This is a genomic window from Variovorax sp. S12S4 (assembly GCF_023195515.1).
Taxonomy (GTDB): Bacteria; Pseudomonadota; Gammaproteobacteria; order Burkholderiales; family Burkholderiaceae_C; genus Variovorax.
This window is the reverse complement of sequence record NZ_JALPKR020000002.1, coordinates 1,082,254-1,098,195: the sequence shown is the minus strand read 5'-3', so window position 1 is coordinate 1,098,195 and position 15,942 is coordinate 1,082,254. Positions and strand designations below refer to the sequence as shown.

Below are 15,942 nucleotides of genomic sequence, written 5' to 3'. Positions count from 1 at the left end.
GTATCAGCGCTGGGCCCAGCCGGCCAGCGCCGAGCGGCGTTCGATGCCGAGCTTGTCGAAGATGCGCCGCAGGTAGGTGCGCACCGTCGGCACGCTCACCGCCATGCGGCGCGCGATTTCCTTGTCGGTCAGTCCTTCGCAGACAGCCTGAGCGACCTCCTGCTCTCGCGCACTCAGGGCACTCCACGGCGCTTCGGCGGGCATTTGCACGGCAGCCGCTTTACGCTGAGCACGCTGCAGCGCACCGATGAAAGCCGGCTCGATCAGGTCGAGCAGTGTCTTTTCATGATCGCCGAAATCGCCGCGGCCTTTGCACCGCCAGATGCGCAGGTCGCCCAGCGCCCGGTTGCCCTCGAACGCATGCAGGTTCATGCCCCAGTGCAGTCCGTCGCGCGAAAGAAAGTCGGTAAAGAACGCCGTGCGCATCAGTTCGCGCTGCGGCATCACGTCGGTCACGCGCGTGGCGCGGCGATGCGACTGCAGCACGAAGGTGATCGGGTCGTGGTGCTGGTGCCATTCGCCGTAGCGGTCGAGGTTGGCGGGGTCCATGTTCAGGGCCACCCGGCCATCGAATCGGCCGCTTTCGGCATTCCAGACGAAGGAGGCGAACTGGTCCGCATGCAGCAGGACGAGCAGCGCCCGGCCGAGTCGCTCGCGAATGTCGCCTTCGCCTCGGTCTTCCGCCAGCAGCGTGAAAACGCCGCGCAGCGCCTGCTGTTCGGAGCCTGTCAGGTACATCGCCGCCTCGTTCTTTTCGTGTGCAGAAACAAGGCTAACTTCTAGCAAGCACTGCGCCAAGGGTGGATCTCCGGAGGCGCCCCGGGGTTGCCCCATCGGGGGCAGGGCCGCGAGGTGTTCCAATAGAGGCCTTCATGAGCGCCACTGTTCCCACCACCGGACCCTGCCCCTGCGGCCGCACGGACCGTCGAGACAAGCCCATCGGCTATGCCCTGTGCTGCGGCCGCTACCTCGAAGACTTCGAGGGCACGCCCGCGCCGGACGCCGAATCGCTGATGCGTTCGCGCTATACCGCCTTTGTGCTGGAGCGTGGGCCCTACCTGCTTGCCACCTGGCACGCGTCCACGCGGCCGGCGTCGATCGAGTTCGAGCCCGGCGTGAAATGGCTGGGCCTGGACATCCGCTCGCGATCGGTGCTCGACGCCGACCATGCCGAGGTCGAATTCGTCGCCCGGCAGCGCAGCAGCACCGGCACCGCCACGCGGCTGCACGAGCGCAGCCGCTTCGTGCGCGAGGGCGATCGCTGGTTCTACCTCGAAGGCGACTTGCAGACCCCTGGTTGACGCGGCGGGCCGAGGCTCGCACAATCGGCCTCGCTCCGGGGTGCACGCATGTGGCGTGCTGAGATGGCAAAGCTGCCGACCCGCGAACTTGATCCGGGTCATACCGGCGTAAGAAGAGCTGCACTCCCTGACTCCGGTCCCGCCACACGTCCACCCACCGTGGCGCCCAAAGTCCACCGAGCGATTGCGGAGCACCCTTTCCCTCAACAAGGAGTGCCCCGCATGAATGCCCCCGACAAGTTCACCTCCCTGCTCTCGCTCACGCGCGAGCCCTTTCCCGCTTCGCACAAGTGCCTGATTCCGGGCAGCCGGCCCGACCTGAACGTGCCGGTGCGCGACGTTCTGCTCACCAACGGCGAGACCGTGTCGCTCTACGACACCTCGGGGCCCTACACCGACGCCAAGGTAGAGATCGACGTGCGCCGGGGCCTGCCCGACGTGCGCGGTGCGTGGGTGATCGAGCGCAACGACACCGAAAGCTACGAAGGCCGCACCCACCATGCGCTGGACGACGGCGCCAAGAACGAAGACCGCGACGCCCAGCGCCTGGCCGAACTGCGCGCCGGCGCCTCGGCCCTGCAGCGCACGCCGCGCCGCGCCAAGTCGGGCGCCAACGTGACGCAGATGCACTATGCCCGCCGCGGCATCGTCACCCCCGAGATGGAGTACGTGGCCCTGCGCGAGAACGGCAAGCGTGAGTGGATGGCCGAATACCTCGCCAACGAGGAGCGTGCCAAGCGCGTGGCCGGCAATCCCATGGGCGCGAGCATTCCGCGCATCATCACGCCCGAGTTCGTGCGCGACGAAGTGGCGCGCGGCCGAGCAATCATTCCGGCCAACATCAACCACCCTGAGGTCGAGCCGATGGCCATCGGCCGCAACTTCAAGGTGAAGATCAACGCCAACATCGGCAACTCGGCCGTCACTTCGAGCATCGAGGAAGAAGTCGAAAAGCTGGTGTGGGCCATTCGCTGGGGCGCCGACAACGTGATGGATCTTTCGACCGGCAAGAACATACACACCACGCGCGACTGGATCGTGCGCAACTCGCCGGTGCCCATCGGCACGGTGCCGATCTACCAGGCGCTCGAAAAAGTGGGCGGCGTGGCCGAAGACCTCACGTGGGAGATCTACCGCGACACGCTGATCGAGCAGGCCGAGCAGGGAGTGGACTACTTCACCATTCATGCGGGCCTGCGGCTGCCGTTCATCCACCTGACCGCCGACCGCATGACGGGCATCGTCTCGCGCGGCGGTTCGATCATGGCCAAGTGGTGCATTGCGCACCACAAGGAGAGCTTTCTCTACGAGCACTTCGAAGACATCTGCGACATCATGAAGGCGTACGACGTGAGCTTCTCGCTCGGCGACGGCCTGCGCCCGGGCTCGGGCGCCGATGCCAACGACGAGGCCCAGTTTGCCGAGCTGCGCACGCTGGGCGAGCTCACGCAAGTCGCCTGGAAGCACGATGTGCAGACCATGATCGAAGGGCCGGGCCATGTGCCGATGCACATGATCCAGTCGAACATGGACGAGCAGCTCAAGCACTGCCACGAGGCGCCGTTCTACACGCTCGGGCCACTGACCATCGACATTGCGCCTGGCTACGACCACATTGCGAGCGCCATCGGCGCCGCGATGATCGGCTGGGCCGGCACCGCGATGCTCTGCTACGTGACGCCGAAGGAGCACCTGGGCCTGCCCGACCGCGACGACGTGAAGCAGGGGATCATTGCGTACAAGATCGCCGCGCATGCGGCTGACGTGGCCAAGGGGCACCCGGGCGCGCGGTCGCGCGACGATGCGCTCAGCAAGGCGCGCTTCGAGTTCCGTTGGCAAGACCAGTTCAACCTGGGGCTCGACCCCGACACGGCACGTGAATTCCACGACGAGACGCTGCCCAAGGATTCGAGCAAGGTGGCGCATTTCTGTTCGATGTGCGGGCCCAAGTTCTGCTCGATGAAGATCACGCAGGAAGTGCGCGAATACGCCGCCAAGAAGGGCGTGGCGGAGGCCGAAGCCATGGCCGAGGGCATGGAGGAAAAGTCGAAGGAGTTCATGGCGGGCGGCGGGGAGATCTACATCCCGATACGGCCCGTGGCCTGAGCGCGCCCGGGGTCGTTGCTACCATGGGGGCTATCCCCGAAACCCTTCCAGTGCAATGACCCCATTTCCCTTCGCCGCAGTCCTCTTCGACTGCGACGGCGTTCTCGTCGACTCCGAACCCATCACCAACCGCGTGCTTGCCGAAATGCTCGGCGAGCTCGGTTGGCACCTCACCACCGAAGAGTCGATGAACACCTTCACCGGCAAGGCCGTGAAGGACGAAACGGACCTCATCGAATCCAAGACCGGCCTCCGGATTACCGAGGAGTGGCTGAGGGCTTTCAGGGCCCGCCGCAACGAAGCCCTCGAACGCGACCTGGCAGCCATTCCCCACGCTCCCGCAGCCATTCGCGAGATTCATGCAAGGCTCAAGGGCCGCATCGCGTGCGCCTCGGGTGCCGACCGCCACAAGGTCGAGCTTCAACTGGCGAAGGTGGGCCTCATCGATTGTTTCCAGGGCCGCATCTTCAGCGGCCACGAAATGCCGCGCTCCAAGCCGCACCCCGACGTGTACCTTGCCGCCGCCGAGGCTCTGGGGGTCGATCCGAAGCGCTGCGCGGTGGTCGAAGACACCGTCACAGGCGCCATGGCCGGCGTGGCGGCGGGCGCCACGGTGTTCGGCTACAGCACCGGCGAATCAGGCCACAGCGGACCCGAGGCGCTGCGCAGTGTCGGCGCGCTGCAGGTGTTCAGCGACATGCGGGAACTGCCCGCGCTGCTTGCCTCGCATGGCATGCAGCCCGCCTGAAAAAACAGGTCGAAAAAACCAAGCCCCTGCCGCGAACAAGCCCGCAAAATTTTGGTGCAATGGGCCAAGCAACCCAAGAAAGGAGCCAGATCGCCATGACTTCCGAATACAAGACCGAGCAACCGGCCCGCGCTGAAATCGACGCCCTGAAGGGCCCCGCGGTGGTCGAGTTCGGTACCAACTGGTGCGGCATCTGCAAGGCCGCGCAACCCAATATCGCAGAGGCTTTTTCCAAGTATCCGGACATCCCGCGCATCAAGGTAGAGGACGGCAGCGGCCGTCCGCTGGGGCGCTCGTTCAACGTGCGGCTGTGGCCCACGCTGGTGTTCATGCGAGACGGAAAGGAGGTCGCGAAGCTGGTGCGGCCGGAAGACAGCAAGTCGATTTCGGATGCGCTGGCTTTGATTGCTCAGCCGGGGTGATTGCCCGGGTTCTTTAGCGCTGCTTCTTTCAGGGCGGCGCACCCGCCGACGGGGTACCTTTCTCCGCGAATGTCCCCCGGGGCTGCGCCCCTCCTCCTTTATTTCGCTGCGCAAGGCACCCCATCGACGTGTGCGTGGTCCAGAGCGGTCGTTGATCGAACGGAACAAGCGCCGCGCCCGGTGTGCACAGGGCATCGGGTGCTCCCCGCAGCGAAATAAAGGAGGAGGGGCGCAGCCCCGGGGACATTCGCGGAGGGGAGTACCCGGTGGCCTTTGCACGCGCCCTGAACAACCGCCTCTCGAACAACACCCCCAACACCAACAAAACCGCTACAACCCTAACGCCCGAAAGTCACGCGGCGCATGCCCGGTCCACTGCAGGAACGCGCGCGAAAAACTCTTCTCGTTGCGAAACCCCACCGCCAGCGCCACCTGCTTGATCGGCCGATTGGTTCGGCGCAGCTGCTCCACCGCCATCTCATGGCGGACTTCGTTCTTCAGCACCTGCAGCGATGTCCCTTCTTCGTGCAGCTGCCGGTGCAGCGTGCGGCCCGACACATTGAGCAGCGTGGCCAGCGCCTCCGCCGTGGTGGCCTCGCCGGCACGCGAACGCAGCAACTCTCGCACCCGCTGCCCCAGCAGGCGGTCGCGGCGGTACTGCAGGATGGTCAGTGGCAGCGCGCGCTTGAGCATGGCGCGCAACGCCCGTTCGTCGCGCTGCAGGGGCAGGGCGAGGTAGCGCTCGTCGAAGCTGATCGTGGCCTGCGGCGCGTCGAAGCGCACCTCGGGCGTGAACATTGGCGCGTAGGCATCGCGGTGCGGCGGGGCTGCGAACGGAAAGGTCGCGTTGCGCAGCGAAATGCGCGAGTCGATGGCCCAGCACATGTAGCCGTGCATGAAGCGCAGGCTGGTCACCAGGCAGAACTCGCGGAAGGCCTCGTCGAGGGAGCGGTTCTCGGTGATGCGCAGTGTGGCCACGCCGCCCGCCACCTCGAGCGCGAGGCCGATGTCTTCGGTCAGCAGCCGGTGGTGGCGGCACCAGCGCTTGATGGCCACGCCCAGGTCGGGCGAACTCAGCGATGCGCGGCACAGCATGCCGTAGCTGCCCCAGGGCAGGCGCCGCGAGAACCAGCCCAGCGCCTCGTCGTCCAGCTCCTGCATGGCGTGTTCCGAGAGTGCCTCGAACTGCGCCGCCGTGACGCGTGCGCCCGGCCGCGCCAGTTCGCGCGGCGTGATCTGTGCCGCTTTCAAGGCCTCGGCCGGGTCGACGCCGTAGCGTTCATAGCCCTTCACAATGGCTCTCACAAAGGCCATGGGGGTGACCGCTCGGGCGGGCTTCAGGAAGGCGGGCGAGGTCATGATTCAGCGAGGCGTACGTGGCGCAATTTGCAACCATTGTGGCGCCAATTGCGGCGCGGCGAGGCGTAAGCTGTGTTCTTCCAAGCGCCAATCCGCGTGGGTAGCTCTGCGCGCCGACCCCCTCAGAGGAGACAAGACACATGCACGATCCCGGCCTGAACTTCGACCTGGGCGAGGACATCGACTCGCTGCGCAGCGCCATCCAGGACTTTGCCGCGAACGAAATCGCGCCCCGCGCCGCCGACATCGACCGCGACAACCTGTTCCCGCACGACCTGTGGCAAAAGCTCGGCGAGCTCGGCCTGCACGGCATGACGGTGAAAGAAGAGTTCGGCGGCACCGAGCTGGGCTACCTGGCGCACATCGTGGCCATGGAAGAAGTCTCGCGCGCCTCCGCTTCGGTGGGCCTCTCTTACGGCGCGCATTCCAACCTGTGCGTGAACCAGATCCACCGCAACGGCAGCGACGCGCAGAAGAAAAAGTACCTGCCCAAGCTCGTGAGCGGCGAGCATGTGGGCGCGCTGGCCATGAGCGAGCCCAACGCCGGCTCCGACGTGGTGAGCATGAAGCTCAAGGCCGAGAAGAAGAACGGCTACTACGTGCTGAACGGCGGCAAGATGTGGATCACCAACGGCGGCGACGCCGACACGCTGGTCATCTACGCCAAGACCGAACCCGAAATGGGCGCACGCGGCATGACGGCCTTCATCGTCGAGAAAAGCTTCAAGGGCTTTTCGGCCGGCAGCAAGCTCGACAAGCTCGGCATGCGCGGCTCGAACACCTACCCGCTGTTTTTCGACAACTGCGAAGTGCCGGAAGAGAACGTGCTCGGCGGCGAAGGCATGGGCGCCAAGGTGCTGATGAGCGGCCTCGACTACGAACGCGCCGTGCTCTCGGGCGGCCCGCTGGGCATCATGGCCGCGTGCATGGACGCGGTGCTGCCCTTCATTCACGAGCGAAAGCAGTTCGGCCAGAGCATCGGCGAGTTCCAGCTCATGCAGGGCAAGCTGGCGGACATGTACTCGACCTGGCAGGCCACGCGCGCCTATGTGTACGCAGTGGGCAAGGCCTGCGACCGCAACAACCATGCGCGCACTTTCCGCAAGGATGCGGCCGGCGCCATTCTTTATTCGGCCGAGAAGGCGACGTGGATGGCCGGAGAGGCGATCCAGGCGCTGGGCGGCGTGGGGTACACCAAGGAGTTTCCGGTCGAGCGGCTGTGGCGCGATGCGAAGCTGTATGAGATTGGTGCGGGGACGAGTGAGATTCGCCGGATGCTGATCGGGCGTGAGCTGTTTGCGGAAACGGCCTAGCATGTGCGCCGCTGCCCGCTCTTGCTCCCTCTCCCTCTGGGAGAGGGCAGGGGTGAGGGCAGCAGCGATCATGTCGCGCGCTGTGCTTCTTCCGAGGCCGAGCGCCCTCACCCCAACCCTCTCCCAAAGGGAGAGGGAGCAAGACAAGGAGACAAGACGATGCCACTGACGCAGAGCCTGGCCCAAGGCGCCACCGACGTCCCCCTCATCGAACAAACCATCGGCGACTTCTTCGACGACATGGTTGCCAGGCAGCCCGACCGCGAAGCCCTCATCAGCCGCCACGAAGGCAACCGCTTCACCTACCGCGAGCTGCAGACCGAATCGAACCGACTCGCGAGCGCGTTGCTGAACCTGGGTCTCGCCGCAGGCGACCGCGTCGGCATCTGGTCGCACAACAACGCGCCCTGGGTGCTGATGCAGATCGCCACCGCGAAGGCCGGCCTGATCCTCGTCAACATCAACCCGGCCTACCGCACCTCCGAGCTCGAATACGCGCTCAACAAGGTCGGCTGCAAGGTGCTGGTGACGATGGCGCGGTTCAAGACCAGCGACTACCTCGGCATGCTGCGCGAGCTGGGCCCCAAGCGCCTGCCGCAGCTGCAGCACACCTTCTGGATCGACGGCAACGCGGCCGCCGATGTGGAAGAGCCCGGCATGCAGCGCTTCAGCCAGCTGCTTGCAACCGGCAATGCAGCCGACCCGCGCGTGGCAGAGGTGCAGAAGACGCTCAAGGCCACCGACCCCATCAACATCCAGTTCACCAGCGGCACCACGGGCTTTCCGAAGGGCGCAACGCTTACGCACCGCAACATCCTGAACAACGGCTTCTTCATCGGCGAGTGCATGAAGCTATCGCCCGCCGACAAGCTGTGCATTCCGGTGCCGCTGTATCACTGCTTTGGCATGGTGCTCGGCAACCTGGCCTGCCTCACGCACGGCTCGGCCATCGTGTACCCGAACGACGGGTTCGATCCGCTCACGGTGCTCGAAACCGTGCAGGCCGAGAAGTGCACCGGGCTGCACGGCGTGCCCACGATGTTCATTGCCGAGCTCGACCATCCGCGCTTCAAGGAGTTCGACCTTTCGACGCTGCGCACCGGCATCATGGCCGGCTCGCCGTGCCCCATCGAGGTGATGAAGCGCGTGGTGAACGAAATGCACCTGAGCGAAATCACCATTGCCTACGGCATGACCGAGACCAGCCCGGTGAGCTGCCAGAGCAGCACCGACACGCCGCTGGACAAGCGCGTGTCGACCGTGGGCACCGTGCAGCCGCACATCGAGGTGAAGATCGTCGACCCCGAGACCGGCGCCATCGTGCCGGCCGGCCAGTCGGGCGAGCTGTGCACGCGCGGCTACTCGGTGATGCACGGCTACTGGGAAGACGAGCCCAAGACCCGCGAGGCCATCGACGCCGAGCACTGGATGCACACCGGTGACCTGGCCACCATGGATGCCGAGGGCTACGTCAACATCGTCGGCCGCATCAAGGACCTGGTGATCCGCGGCGGCGAGAACATCTACCCGCGCGAGATCGAAGAGTTTCTGTACCGCCACCCCAAGGTGCAGGACGTGCAGGTGGTCGGCCTGCCCGACAGGAAGTACGGCGAGGAGCTCTGCGCCTGGATCATCGTCAAGCCCGGCCAAAGCGCGACCGATACCGAGATACGCGATTTCTGCAAGGGCCAGATCGCGCACTACAAGGTGCCGAAGTACATCCAGTTCGTCTCCGAGTTTCCGATGACGGTGACCGGCAAGATCCAGAAATTCAAGATCCGCGAAGCCATGACCGAGCAGCTCGGTCTTACGCAAGAAAAGACAGCATGAGCAAACTTGAAACCAAACTGAATGCCAGGTCGGCTGACTTCCAAGCCAACGCCGCGGCGATGCGCGCACTGGTCGACGACCTGCACGCGCAGTTCGCCAAGGTGGAGCAAGGCGGCGGCGAGGCCGCGCGTGCCAAGCACACCGCGCGCGGCAAGCTGCTGCCGCGCGACCGCGTGGCCGAGCTGCTCGACCCGGGCACGCCGTTCCTTGAAATCGCACCGCTCGCCGCGCACGCGATGTACCTCGACGCCAAGGGAGCCGAATCGGCACCCGGCGCCGGCCTCATCGCGGGCATCGGTCGCGTGAACGGTGTCGACTGCATGATCGTCTGCAACGACGCCACGGTGAAGGGCGGCACCTACTACCCGATGACGGTGAAGAAGCACTTGCGTGCGCAGGAGATCGCCGAGCAGAACCGCCTGCCCTGCATCTACCTGGTCGACTCGGGCGGCGCCAACCTGCCGAACCAGGACGAGGTGTTTCCGGACCGCGACCACTTCGGCCGCATCTTCTACAACCAGGCCAACATGAGCGCCCAGGGCATTCCGCAGATCGCGGTGGTCATGGGCTCGTGCACGGCCGGTGGGGCCTACGTGCCGGCGATGAGCGACGAGTCGATCATCGTGAAGAACCAGGGCACCATTTTCCTGGGCGGCCCGCCGCTCGTGAAGGCGGCCACGGGCGAGGTCGTCACAGCCGAAGACCTGGGCGGCGGCGATGTGCACACGCGGCTGTCGGGTGTGGTCGACCACCTGGCGCAGAACGACCTGCACGCGCTGGCGCTTGCGCGCTCGGCGGTGGCCAACCTCAATGCGAAGACGGCCACGGAAGGTGCCGAGAAGGCCGCCGTACGCGAACCCGCGTTCCCGCGCGAAGAGCTCTACGGCGTGATCCCCACCGACACCCGCAAACCCTTCGACGTGCGCGAGATCATCGCGCGCATCGTCGACGGCAGCGAGTTCCACGAGTTCAAGGCCCGCTTCGGCGCCACGCTGGTGTGCGGGTTTGCGGAGATCGAGGGCATGCCCGTTGGCATCGTCGCCAACAACGGCATCCTGTTCAGCGAGTCCGCCCAAAAGGGCGCGCACTTCATCGAGCTGTGCTGCCACCGCAAGATTCCGCTGGTGTTTTTGCAGAACATCACCGGCTTCATGGTGGGCCGCAAGTACGAGAACGAAGGCATTGCGCGCCACGGCGCCAAGATGGTGACGGCCGTTGCCACCGCCAACGTGCCCAAGTTCACCATCATCATCGGCGGCAGCTTTGGCGCCGGCAACTACGGCATGTGCGGCCGTGCCTACAGTCCGCGCTTTCTCTGGATGTGGCCCAACGCACGCATCAGCGTGATGGGCGGCGAGCAGGCCGCGAGCGTGCTGGCCACGGTGAAGCGCGATGGCATCGAACTCAAGGGCGGCAGCTGGAGCAAGGACGAGGAAGAGGCCTTCAAGGCGCCGATTCGCCAGCAGTACGAAGACCAGGGGCACCCGTATTACGCGACGGCGCGGCTGTGGGACGACGGCATCATCGATCCGGCGGATACGCGGCGGGTGCTGGCTTTGGGTCTTGCTGCTGCACGCAACGCGCCCATTCCAGAGCCGAAGTTCGGCATCTTCCGGATGTAGTCATGGCACGGCTTTCTTTGGCTTCGGGTGGATATGGGTGTCGCGTTTCGGGGCGTTCAGGGCGCGCACCCGCCGACGGGGTACCTTTCTCCGCGAATGTCCCCCGGCCTGCGGCCTCCTCCTTTATTTCGCTGCGCAAGGCACCCCGCCAGCGGGTGCGTTACGCAGAGCGGTGGTCGATCAGCGGTACACCACGAGCATGCCCCTGTGCACAGGGCATCGGGTGCTCCGCGCAGCGAAATAAAGGAGGAGGGGCGCAGCCCCGGGGACATTCGCGGAGGGGAGTACCCGGTGGCCTTTGCACACGCCCCGAACAAATGCATCGAACAAACGCGCACCGCGCCTCGGATCACTGACATGACCTTCACCAAACTGAAACTGGAAGTCCAGGACACAGTAGCGCGCATCTGGCTAGACCAGCCCGACGCACGCAATGCCTTCGACGACATCGTCATCGCCGAGCTGACCCAGGCCTTCACCGAAGCCGGCGCCCAGTCGCAAGTCAAAGCCATCGTGCTCGGCGCCGACGGACCTGCGTTCTGCGCCGGTGCCAACCTCAACTGGATGCGCCGCATGGCCGACTACACCCGCGACGAGAACATCGCCGATGCGGGCAAGCTGGCCACCATGCTGCGCACCATTGCCGAATGCCCCAAGCCGACCATCGCGCGCGTGCAGGGCGATGTGTACGCCGGTGGCATGGGGCTGGTGGCCGCCTGCGACATGGCGGTGAGTGTCGATACAGCCTGGTACTGCCTGAGCGAAGTGAAGATCGGTCTTGTGCCGGCAACCATCAGCCCCTATGTGCTGCGCGCCATGGGCACACGCGCATCGCAGCGCTACTTTCTTACAGCGGAGCGCTTCACCGCTGCAGAGGCGCATCGCATCGGCTTCGTGCATGAAGTAGTTGCTGGCGCCGATGCGCTCGATGCCAAGGTCGATGAGCTGGTGAAGGCGCTCACCAGTGCCAGCCCCGCCGCGGTGCGTTCCTGCAAGCAGCTGATTGCCGACGTGGACGGACGCGAGATCGACGATGCGCTGATTGGCAAGACGGTCGAGAGCATCGCCGACATCCGCGCGAGCGAGGAAGGCCGCGAAGGCGTGCAGGCCTTTCTGCAGAAACGCAAGCCGTCCTGGCTCGGGCGCTGAGTGCACGCCATGAACGCGCTCGACATGCCCCAACTGCTTGCCCTGGCTGCGGCAGTCGGCTGGGCCAGCGGCGTGCGGCTGTACCTGGTCGTGCTGCTCACGGGGTTGGCCGGCTACTTCGGCTGGGTGCCTCTGCCCGGCGGGCTGCAGATGCTCTCGCATCCGGTCGTCATTGCGGCGAGCGGTTTCATGGTGTTCATCGAGTTCTTCGCCGACAAGATTCCCGGCCTCGATTCGCTCTGGGACGTGGTGCACACCGCCATCCGCATTCCGGCCGGCGCGGCGCTCGCGGCCAGCGTGTTCGGCGCCGACCATGGCGCGATGGCCGTGGTTGCGGCGCTGCTCGGCGGCGGCTTTGCGGCCACCGCGCATGCCGCCAAGGCCACGACGCGCGCGGCCATCAACACGTCACCCGAGCCGTTCTCTAACGTAGGCGCTTCGCTGGTCGAAGACAGCATGGTGCCCGCCGGCTTGTGGCTGGCGGTGGCGCATCCGCTGGTCTTCCTGGTGCTTTTTGTGCTGGTGCTTGTGCTCAGCGTGTGGCTCATCCGCAAGAGCTGGCGCTTTCTGAGGGCATTGTTCAGCCGCGTTGCGCGCATCTTCAGCGGCCGACCCGATCCGGGCGTCGTGCCTGCATTTCAACTGAAAAAGAATCCTCCGGGAGACACTCCGAATGTTTAAGAAGATCCTGATCGCCAACCGAGGCGAGATTGCCTGCCGTGTTGCAGCGACCGCTCGCCGCATGGCGATCCGCACCGTGGCCGTGTACTCCGACGCCGACGCGCATGCCAACCACGTGCGCGCCTGCGATGAGTCGGTGCATCTGGGCGGCAGCGCACCGAAAGACAGCTACCTGCGCTGGCAGAAGATCCTCGAAGCGGCCAAGGCCACGGGCGCCGAAGCGGTGCATCCGGGCTACGGCTTTTTGAGCGAGAACGAGGAGTTCGCACAGGCTTGCGCGGACGCAGGGCTCGTCTTCATCGGCCCGCCGCCCTCGGCGATCAAGGCCATGGGCCTGAAGGCCGAATCGAAGCAACTGATGGAAAAGGCCGGCGTGCCGCTGGTGCCCGGCTACCACGGCCACGACCAGGACCCGGCGCTGCTGCAGCGCGAGGCCGACCGCATCGGTTACCCGGTGCTCATCAAGGCCAGTGCGGGCGGCGGCGGCAAGGGCATGCGCGCGGTCGACAAGGCGGAAGACTTCGCGGCGGCGCTCGCTTCGTGCCAGCGCGAGGCGATCAACAGCTTCGGCGACGATGCGGTGCTCATCGAAAAGTACGTGCAACGCCCGCGCCACATCGAGATCCAGGTGTTCGGCGACACGCACGGCAACTATGTCTACCTGTTCGAGCGTGACTGCTCGGTGCAGCGCCGGCACCAGAAGGTGCTCGAAGAAGCGCCCGCGCCCGGCATGACCGAGGCGATGCGCAAGGAAATGGGCGATGCAGCGGTGGCCGCGGCGCGTGCCGTGAACTACGTGGGCGCGGGCACCGTCGAGTTCATCGTCGAGCAGCGCGAAGGCGGCGAGATGAACTTCTTCTTCATGGAGATGAACACGCGGTTGCAGGTGGAGCACCCGGTGACCGAAGCCATCACCGGCCTCGACCTCGTCGAATGGCAACTGCGCGTGGCCTCGGGCGAGGCGCTGCCCGCGAAACAGGCAGACTTGCAGATCCACGGCCACGCCATCGAGGCGCGCATCTGCGCCGAGAACCCTGACAACAACTTCCTGCCGGCCACCGGCACCTTGCGCGTGTACCGCAAGCCGCAGGCGACGGCGTTCCAACGCAGCCGCGTGCGCATCGACGACGGCGTGCGCGAGGGCGGCGAGATCTCGCCGTTCTACGACTCGATGATCGCCAAGCTGATCGTGCACGGCTCCACGCGTGCCGAGGCGTTGGCCCGGCTCGATGCCGCATTGGCGCAGGTGCAGATCGTGGGTGTGTCGACCAACGTGCAGTTCCTGCGCGGCATTCTCGCGACCGAATCGTTCTCGAAGGCCAACCTCGACACCGCGCTGATCGAGCGCGAGCGCGCCGTGCTGTTCGACCGCGAGGCGCTGGGCCTGCCGCTGGCCGCTGCTGCCGCCATCACGCGCACGCTGATTACCGAACGGCCGGCTGGCGCACCCGACCCGTTCGAACGGCGCGACGGCTGGCGCGCGATGGGCGAGTACCGGCGCCACTTCGACTTCGAGTTTCGCGGCGCCGAGCAGACGGCCTTGCTGACCTACAAGCGCGACGGCAGCTTGTGGCTCGAAGCCGGTGGCGTGCAAGGCCCGCTGCTCGTGGGCCAGTTTCCGTCGGGTGAATTCGAGGTCGAGTTCGCGGGCACGCGGCAGACGCTCGACGTGCATCTGGACGGCGCGACGGCCCACGTCTTCGCATCGAAGGGCGCGACGAAGATCACGGCTATCGACCGTCTCGCCCATGCCGGCGACACCCATGCCGAAGGCGGCCGGCTCACTGCGCCGATGCCCGGCAAGGTCGTGTCGTTCGCGGTCAAGGCCGGCGACAAGGTCAGCCGCGGCCAGCCGCTCGCGGTGATGGAAGCCATGAAGATGGAGCACACCATCGCCGCGCCGGCCGACGGCACCGTGGAAGAGCTGATGTTCGCGCCCGGCGAGCAGGTGGCCGAGGGCGAAGAATTGCTGCGGATGGCCGCGGCAGCAGCCTGAGTCAGCCCACCACCACTTCGCTGATCTGCATCACGGGCGCGATGTCGGTGTAGTTCCTGATGTCGCCGAGGATTTCCTTGGCGTGCGGACCGAAGGCCGCCTGAAAAACGTCGGTCGATTCGCAGAACACATGGCACATGCCGACATAGGTCGGCGGCGTGCCGGGCGCGCCGCCGGCGAGGCCCTTGTCGATGGTGTACGACTTGCAGGCGTCTCCCATGCGGGCCTTCAGAAGCGGCATGTGCGTGTCGCGGTAGTAGGCGTGGTCGAACCGGGCGCCCTCGGTGTAGGGGTACATCACGCTGACTTTGATCATTGCTTCGGTCTCCTGGTGTTTCGATGTCTTCGGTGGTCGCGCACCAGCATAGAAGAAGGCCCGGGGCGCTACAAGCGGCCATTGGTCATGGGCCCGGGCAGGCCGCGGCGTGGCCGGCCCCTCCAGCAACCGGTCTGATGGCCCCTCTAAGATTGAGCCATGAAAATCATCGTCTCTCTCACCGACAACCGCCCCGAACCGTGGATCGAAGGCCTCAAGGCCGAGTTGCCTGAAGCGCAGATCGAGACCTGGCAGCCGGGTGCCGCCCAGGCCGACCATGCCGTGGTGTGGGCGCCGCCGCAGCAACTGCTCGACGAGCAGCCCCAACTGCGCGGCCTCTTCAACATCGGCGCGGGCGTGGATGCGCTGCTCAAGCTGAAGGTGCCGGCGCAGACGCGCATCGTGCGGCTCGACGATGCCGGCATGTCGGTGCAGATGGCCGAGTACGTGTGCCACACGCTGATCCGGCACTTTCGCGAATTCGACGTGTATGAAGCCGATGCGCGCGAAGGGCGCTGGAGCTACCGCAAGCCGCGGCTGCGGCGCGACTTTCCGGTCGGCATCATGGGCCTGGGCGTGCTGGGTGAAAGGGTTGCCAAGGCCGTGGCGCAGTTCGAGTTTCCGGTGCTGGGCTGGAGCCGTTCGCCCAAGGCGATCGACGGCGTGAAGGTGTTCAGCGGCGAGGCGCAGTTCGACGAGTTCCTGTCGTCCACGCGCGTGCTGGTCAACCTGCTGCCGCTGACCGATGCCACGCGCGGCATTCTCAACCGCAACACGCTCGGCAAGCTGCGGCCCGGCGGCTATCTCATCAGCATCGCGCGCGGTGCGCACCTGGTCGAAGACGACCTGATCCCGATGCTCGACGCGGGCCAGTTGGCGGGCGCCACGCTCGACGTGTTCCAGGTCGAGCCGCTGCCGGCCGACCATGCCTTCTGGCGCCATCCGAAGATCACGGTGACGCCGCACGGCTCGGCGCGCACGCTGCGTGAAGAATCCATCGCCCAGATCGCCGGAAAGATCCGCGCGATGGAACAGGGCCTGCCGGTCAGCGGCGTGGTCGATCCGGTTCGGGGCTACTGACAACGAACGGCATGCGTTA

The 15,942-nt window shown here is 65.9% G+C and carries 14 protein-coding genes and 1 riboswitch; of the genes, 11 read left to right on the top strand and 3 right to left on the bottom strand.

Annotation, left to right across the window (positions count from 1 at the left end; all coding sequences use genetic code 11):
* Positions 1-3: 3 nt before the first annotated feature.
* On the bottom strand, positions 4-738 hold the full coding sequence (locus M0765_RS05680; RefSeq protein ID WP_258502499.1) for a helix-turn-helix transcriptional regulator: 735 nt from the start codon (positions 736-738) through the stop codon (positions 4-6).
* Positions 739-872: 134 nt separating this feature from the next.
* Here M0765_RS05680 and M0765_RS05675 point away from each other — a divergent pair, with 134 nt between their 5' ends.
* From M0765_RS05675 to M0765_RS05660, 4 genes are all read left to right on the top strand, one after another.
* Entirely contained in the window at positions 873-1,301 is a 429-nt protein-coding gene (locus M0765_RS05675; protein WP_258502498.1) for a YchJ family protein, read from the top strand.
* Between the two features lie 26 nt (positions 1,302-1,327).
* Positions 1,328-1,433, top strand: a riboswitch (TPP riboswitch).
* A 90-nt stretch (positions 1,434-1,523) separates the two neighbouring features.
* On the top strand, positions 1,524-3,407 hold the full coding sequence (gene thiC / locus M0765_RS05670) for a phosphomethylpyrimidine synthase ThiC (RefSeq protein ID WP_258502497.1): 1,884 nt from the start codon (positions 1,524-1,526) through the stop codon (positions 3,405-3,407).
* Between the two features lie 55 nt (positions 3,408-3,462).
* Positions 3,463-4,155: an HAD family hydrolase gene (locus M0765_RS05665; RefSeq protein WP_258502495.1), complete on the top strand. Its 693-nt coding sequence runs from the start codon at positions 3,463-3,465 to the stop codon at positions 4,153-4,155.
* Positions 4,156-4,250: 95 nt separating this feature from the next.
* The gene (locus M0765_RS05660) at positions 4,251-4,577 is read left to right on the top strand and encodes a thioredoxin family protein (RefSeq protein WP_258502494.1); all 327 of its coding nucleotides are present in this window, start codon (positions 4,251-4,253) and stop codon (positions 4,575-4,577) included.
* Positions 4,578-4,907: 330 nt separating this feature from the next.
* Here the strand turns inward: M0765_RS05660 and M0765_RS05655 are convergent, their stop codons facing one another.
* Positions 4,908-5,936 carry an AraC family transcriptional regulator gene (locus tag M0765_RS05655; protein WP_258502492.1) on the bottom strand — a complete coding sequence of 343 codons (1,029 nt, stop codon included), beginning with the start codon at positions 5,934-5,936 and terminating at the stop codon, positions 4,908-4,910.
* Positions 5,937-6,076: 140 nt separating this feature from the next.
* Here M0765_RS05655 and M0765_RS05650 point away from each other — a divergent pair, with 140 nt between their 5' ends.
* From M0765_RS05650 to M0765_RS05625, 6 genes are all read left to right on the top strand, one after another.
* On the top strand, positions 6,077-7,249 hold the full coding sequence (locus M0765_RS05650; protein WP_258502491.1) for an isovaleryl-CoA dehydrogenase: 1,173 nt from the start codon (positions 6,077-6,079) through the stop codon (positions 7,247-7,249).
* Positions 7,250-7,408: 159 nt separating this feature from the next.
* Positions 7,409-9,079: an AMP-binding protein gene (locus M0765_RS05645; RefSeq protein ID WP_258502490.1), complete on the top strand. Its 1,671-nt coding sequence runs from the start codon at positions 7,409-7,411 to the stop codon at positions 9,077-9,079.
* Complete coding sequence (locus M0765_RS05640; RefSeq protein WP_258502488.1) at positions 9,076-10,701, top strand: carboxyl transferase domain-containing protein; 1,626 nt, start codon at positions 9,076-9,078, stop codon at positions 10,699-10,701. Before M0765_RS05645 ends, M0765_RS05640 begins: the two co-directional genes overlap by 4 nt.
* A 357-nt stretch (positions 10,702-11,058) precedes the next feature.
* On the top strand, positions 11,059-11,850 hold the full coding sequence (locus M0765_RS05635; protein ID WP_258502486.1) for an enoyl-CoA hydratase/isomerase family protein: 792 nt from the start codon (positions 11,059-11,061) through the stop codon (positions 11,848-11,850).
* A 9-nt stretch (positions 11,851-11,859) separates the two neighbouring features.
* Complete coding sequence (locus tag M0765_RS05630) at positions 11,860-12,531, top strand: DUF4126 domain-containing protein (RefSeq protein WP_258502485.1); 672 nt, start codon at positions 11,860-11,862, stop codon at positions 12,529-12,531.
* Positions 12,524-14,527: an acetyl/propionyl/methylcrotonyl-CoA carboxylase subunit alpha gene (locus M0765_RS05625; RefSeq protein WP_258502484.1), complete on the top strand. Its 2,004-nt coding sequence runs from the start codon at positions 12,524-12,526 to the stop codon at positions 14,525-14,527. Before M0765_RS05630 ends, M0765_RS05625 begins: the two co-directional genes overlap by 8 nt.
* 1 nt (position 14,528) lies before the next feature.
* Here M0765_RS05625 and M0765_RS05620 read toward each other — a convergent pair whose 3' ends face one another.
* Complete coding sequence (locus tag M0765_RS05620) at positions 14,529-14,843, bottom strand: EthD family reductase (protein WP_258502483.1); 315 nt, start codon at positions 14,841-14,843, stop codon at positions 14,529-14,531.
* A 159-nt stretch (positions 14,844-15,002) separates the two neighbouring features.
* Between M0765_RS05620 and M0765_RS05615 the strand changes: the two genes are divergently transcribed.
* Positions 15,003-15,923: a 2-hydroxyacid dehydrogenase gene (locus tag M0765_RS05615; protein ID WP_258502482.1), complete on the top strand. Its 921-nt coding sequence runs from the start codon at positions 15,003-15,005 to the stop codon at positions 15,921-15,923.
* The last annotated feature ends 19 nt before the right edge of the window (positions 15,924-15,942 follow it).

Bases quoted from the DNA above. Each gene is read 5' to 3' on its own strand.
- M0765_RS05680 (WP_258502499.1), bottom strand. From the start codon at position 738: ATGTACCTGACAGGCTCCGAACAGCAGGCGCTGCGCGGCGTTTTCACG.
- M0765_RS05675 (WP_258502498.1), top strand. From the start codon at position 873: ATGAGCGCCACTGTTCCCACCACCGGACCCTGCCCCTGCGGCCGCACG.
- thiC (WP_258502497.1), top strand. From the start codon at position 1,524: ATGAATGCCCCCGACAAGTTCACCTCCCTGCTCTCGCTCACGCGCGAG.
- M0765_RS05665 (WP_258502495.1), top strand. From the start codon at position 3,463: ATGACCCCATTTCCCTTCGCCGCAGTCCTCTTCGACTGCGACGGCGTT.
- M0765_RS05660 (WP_258502494.1), top strand. From the start codon at position 4,251: ATGACTTCCGAATACAAGACCGAGCAACCGGCCCGCGCTGAAATCGAC.
- M0765_RS05655 (WP_258502492.1), bottom strand. From the start codon at position 5,936: ATGACCTCGCCCGCCTTCCTGAAGCCCGCCCGAGCGGTCACCCCCATG.
- M0765_RS05650 (WP_258502491.1), top strand. From the start codon at position 6,077: ATGCACGATCCCGGCCTGAACTTCGACCTGGGCGAGGACATCGACTCG.
- M0765_RS05645 (WP_258502490.1), top strand. From the start codon at position 7,409: ATGCCACTGACGCAGAGCCTGGCCCAAGGCGCCACCGACGTCCCCCTC.
- M0765_RS05640 (WP_258502488.1), top strand. From the start codon at position 9,076: ATGAGCAAACTTGAAACCAAACTGAATGCCAGGTCGGCTGACTTCCAA.
- M0765_RS05635 (WP_258502486.1), top strand. From the start codon at position 11,059: ATGACCTTCACCAAACTGAAACTGGAAGTCCAGGACACAGTAGCGCGC.
- M0765_RS05630 (WP_258502485.1), top strand. From the start codon at position 11,860: ATGAACGCGCTCGACATGCCCCAACTGCTTGCCCTGGCTGCGGCAGTC.
- M0765_RS05625 (WP_258502484.1), top strand. From the start codon at position 12,524: ATGTTTAAGAAGATCCTGATCGCCAACCGAGGCGAGATTGCCTGCCGT.
- M0765_RS05620 (WP_258502483.1), bottom strand. From the start codon at position 14,843: ATGATCAAAGTCAGCGTGATGTACCCCTACACCGAGGGCGCCCGGTTC.
- M0765_RS05615 (WP_258502482.1), top strand. From the start codon at position 15,003: ATGAAAATCATCGTCTCTCTCACCGACAACCGCCCCGAACCGTGGATC.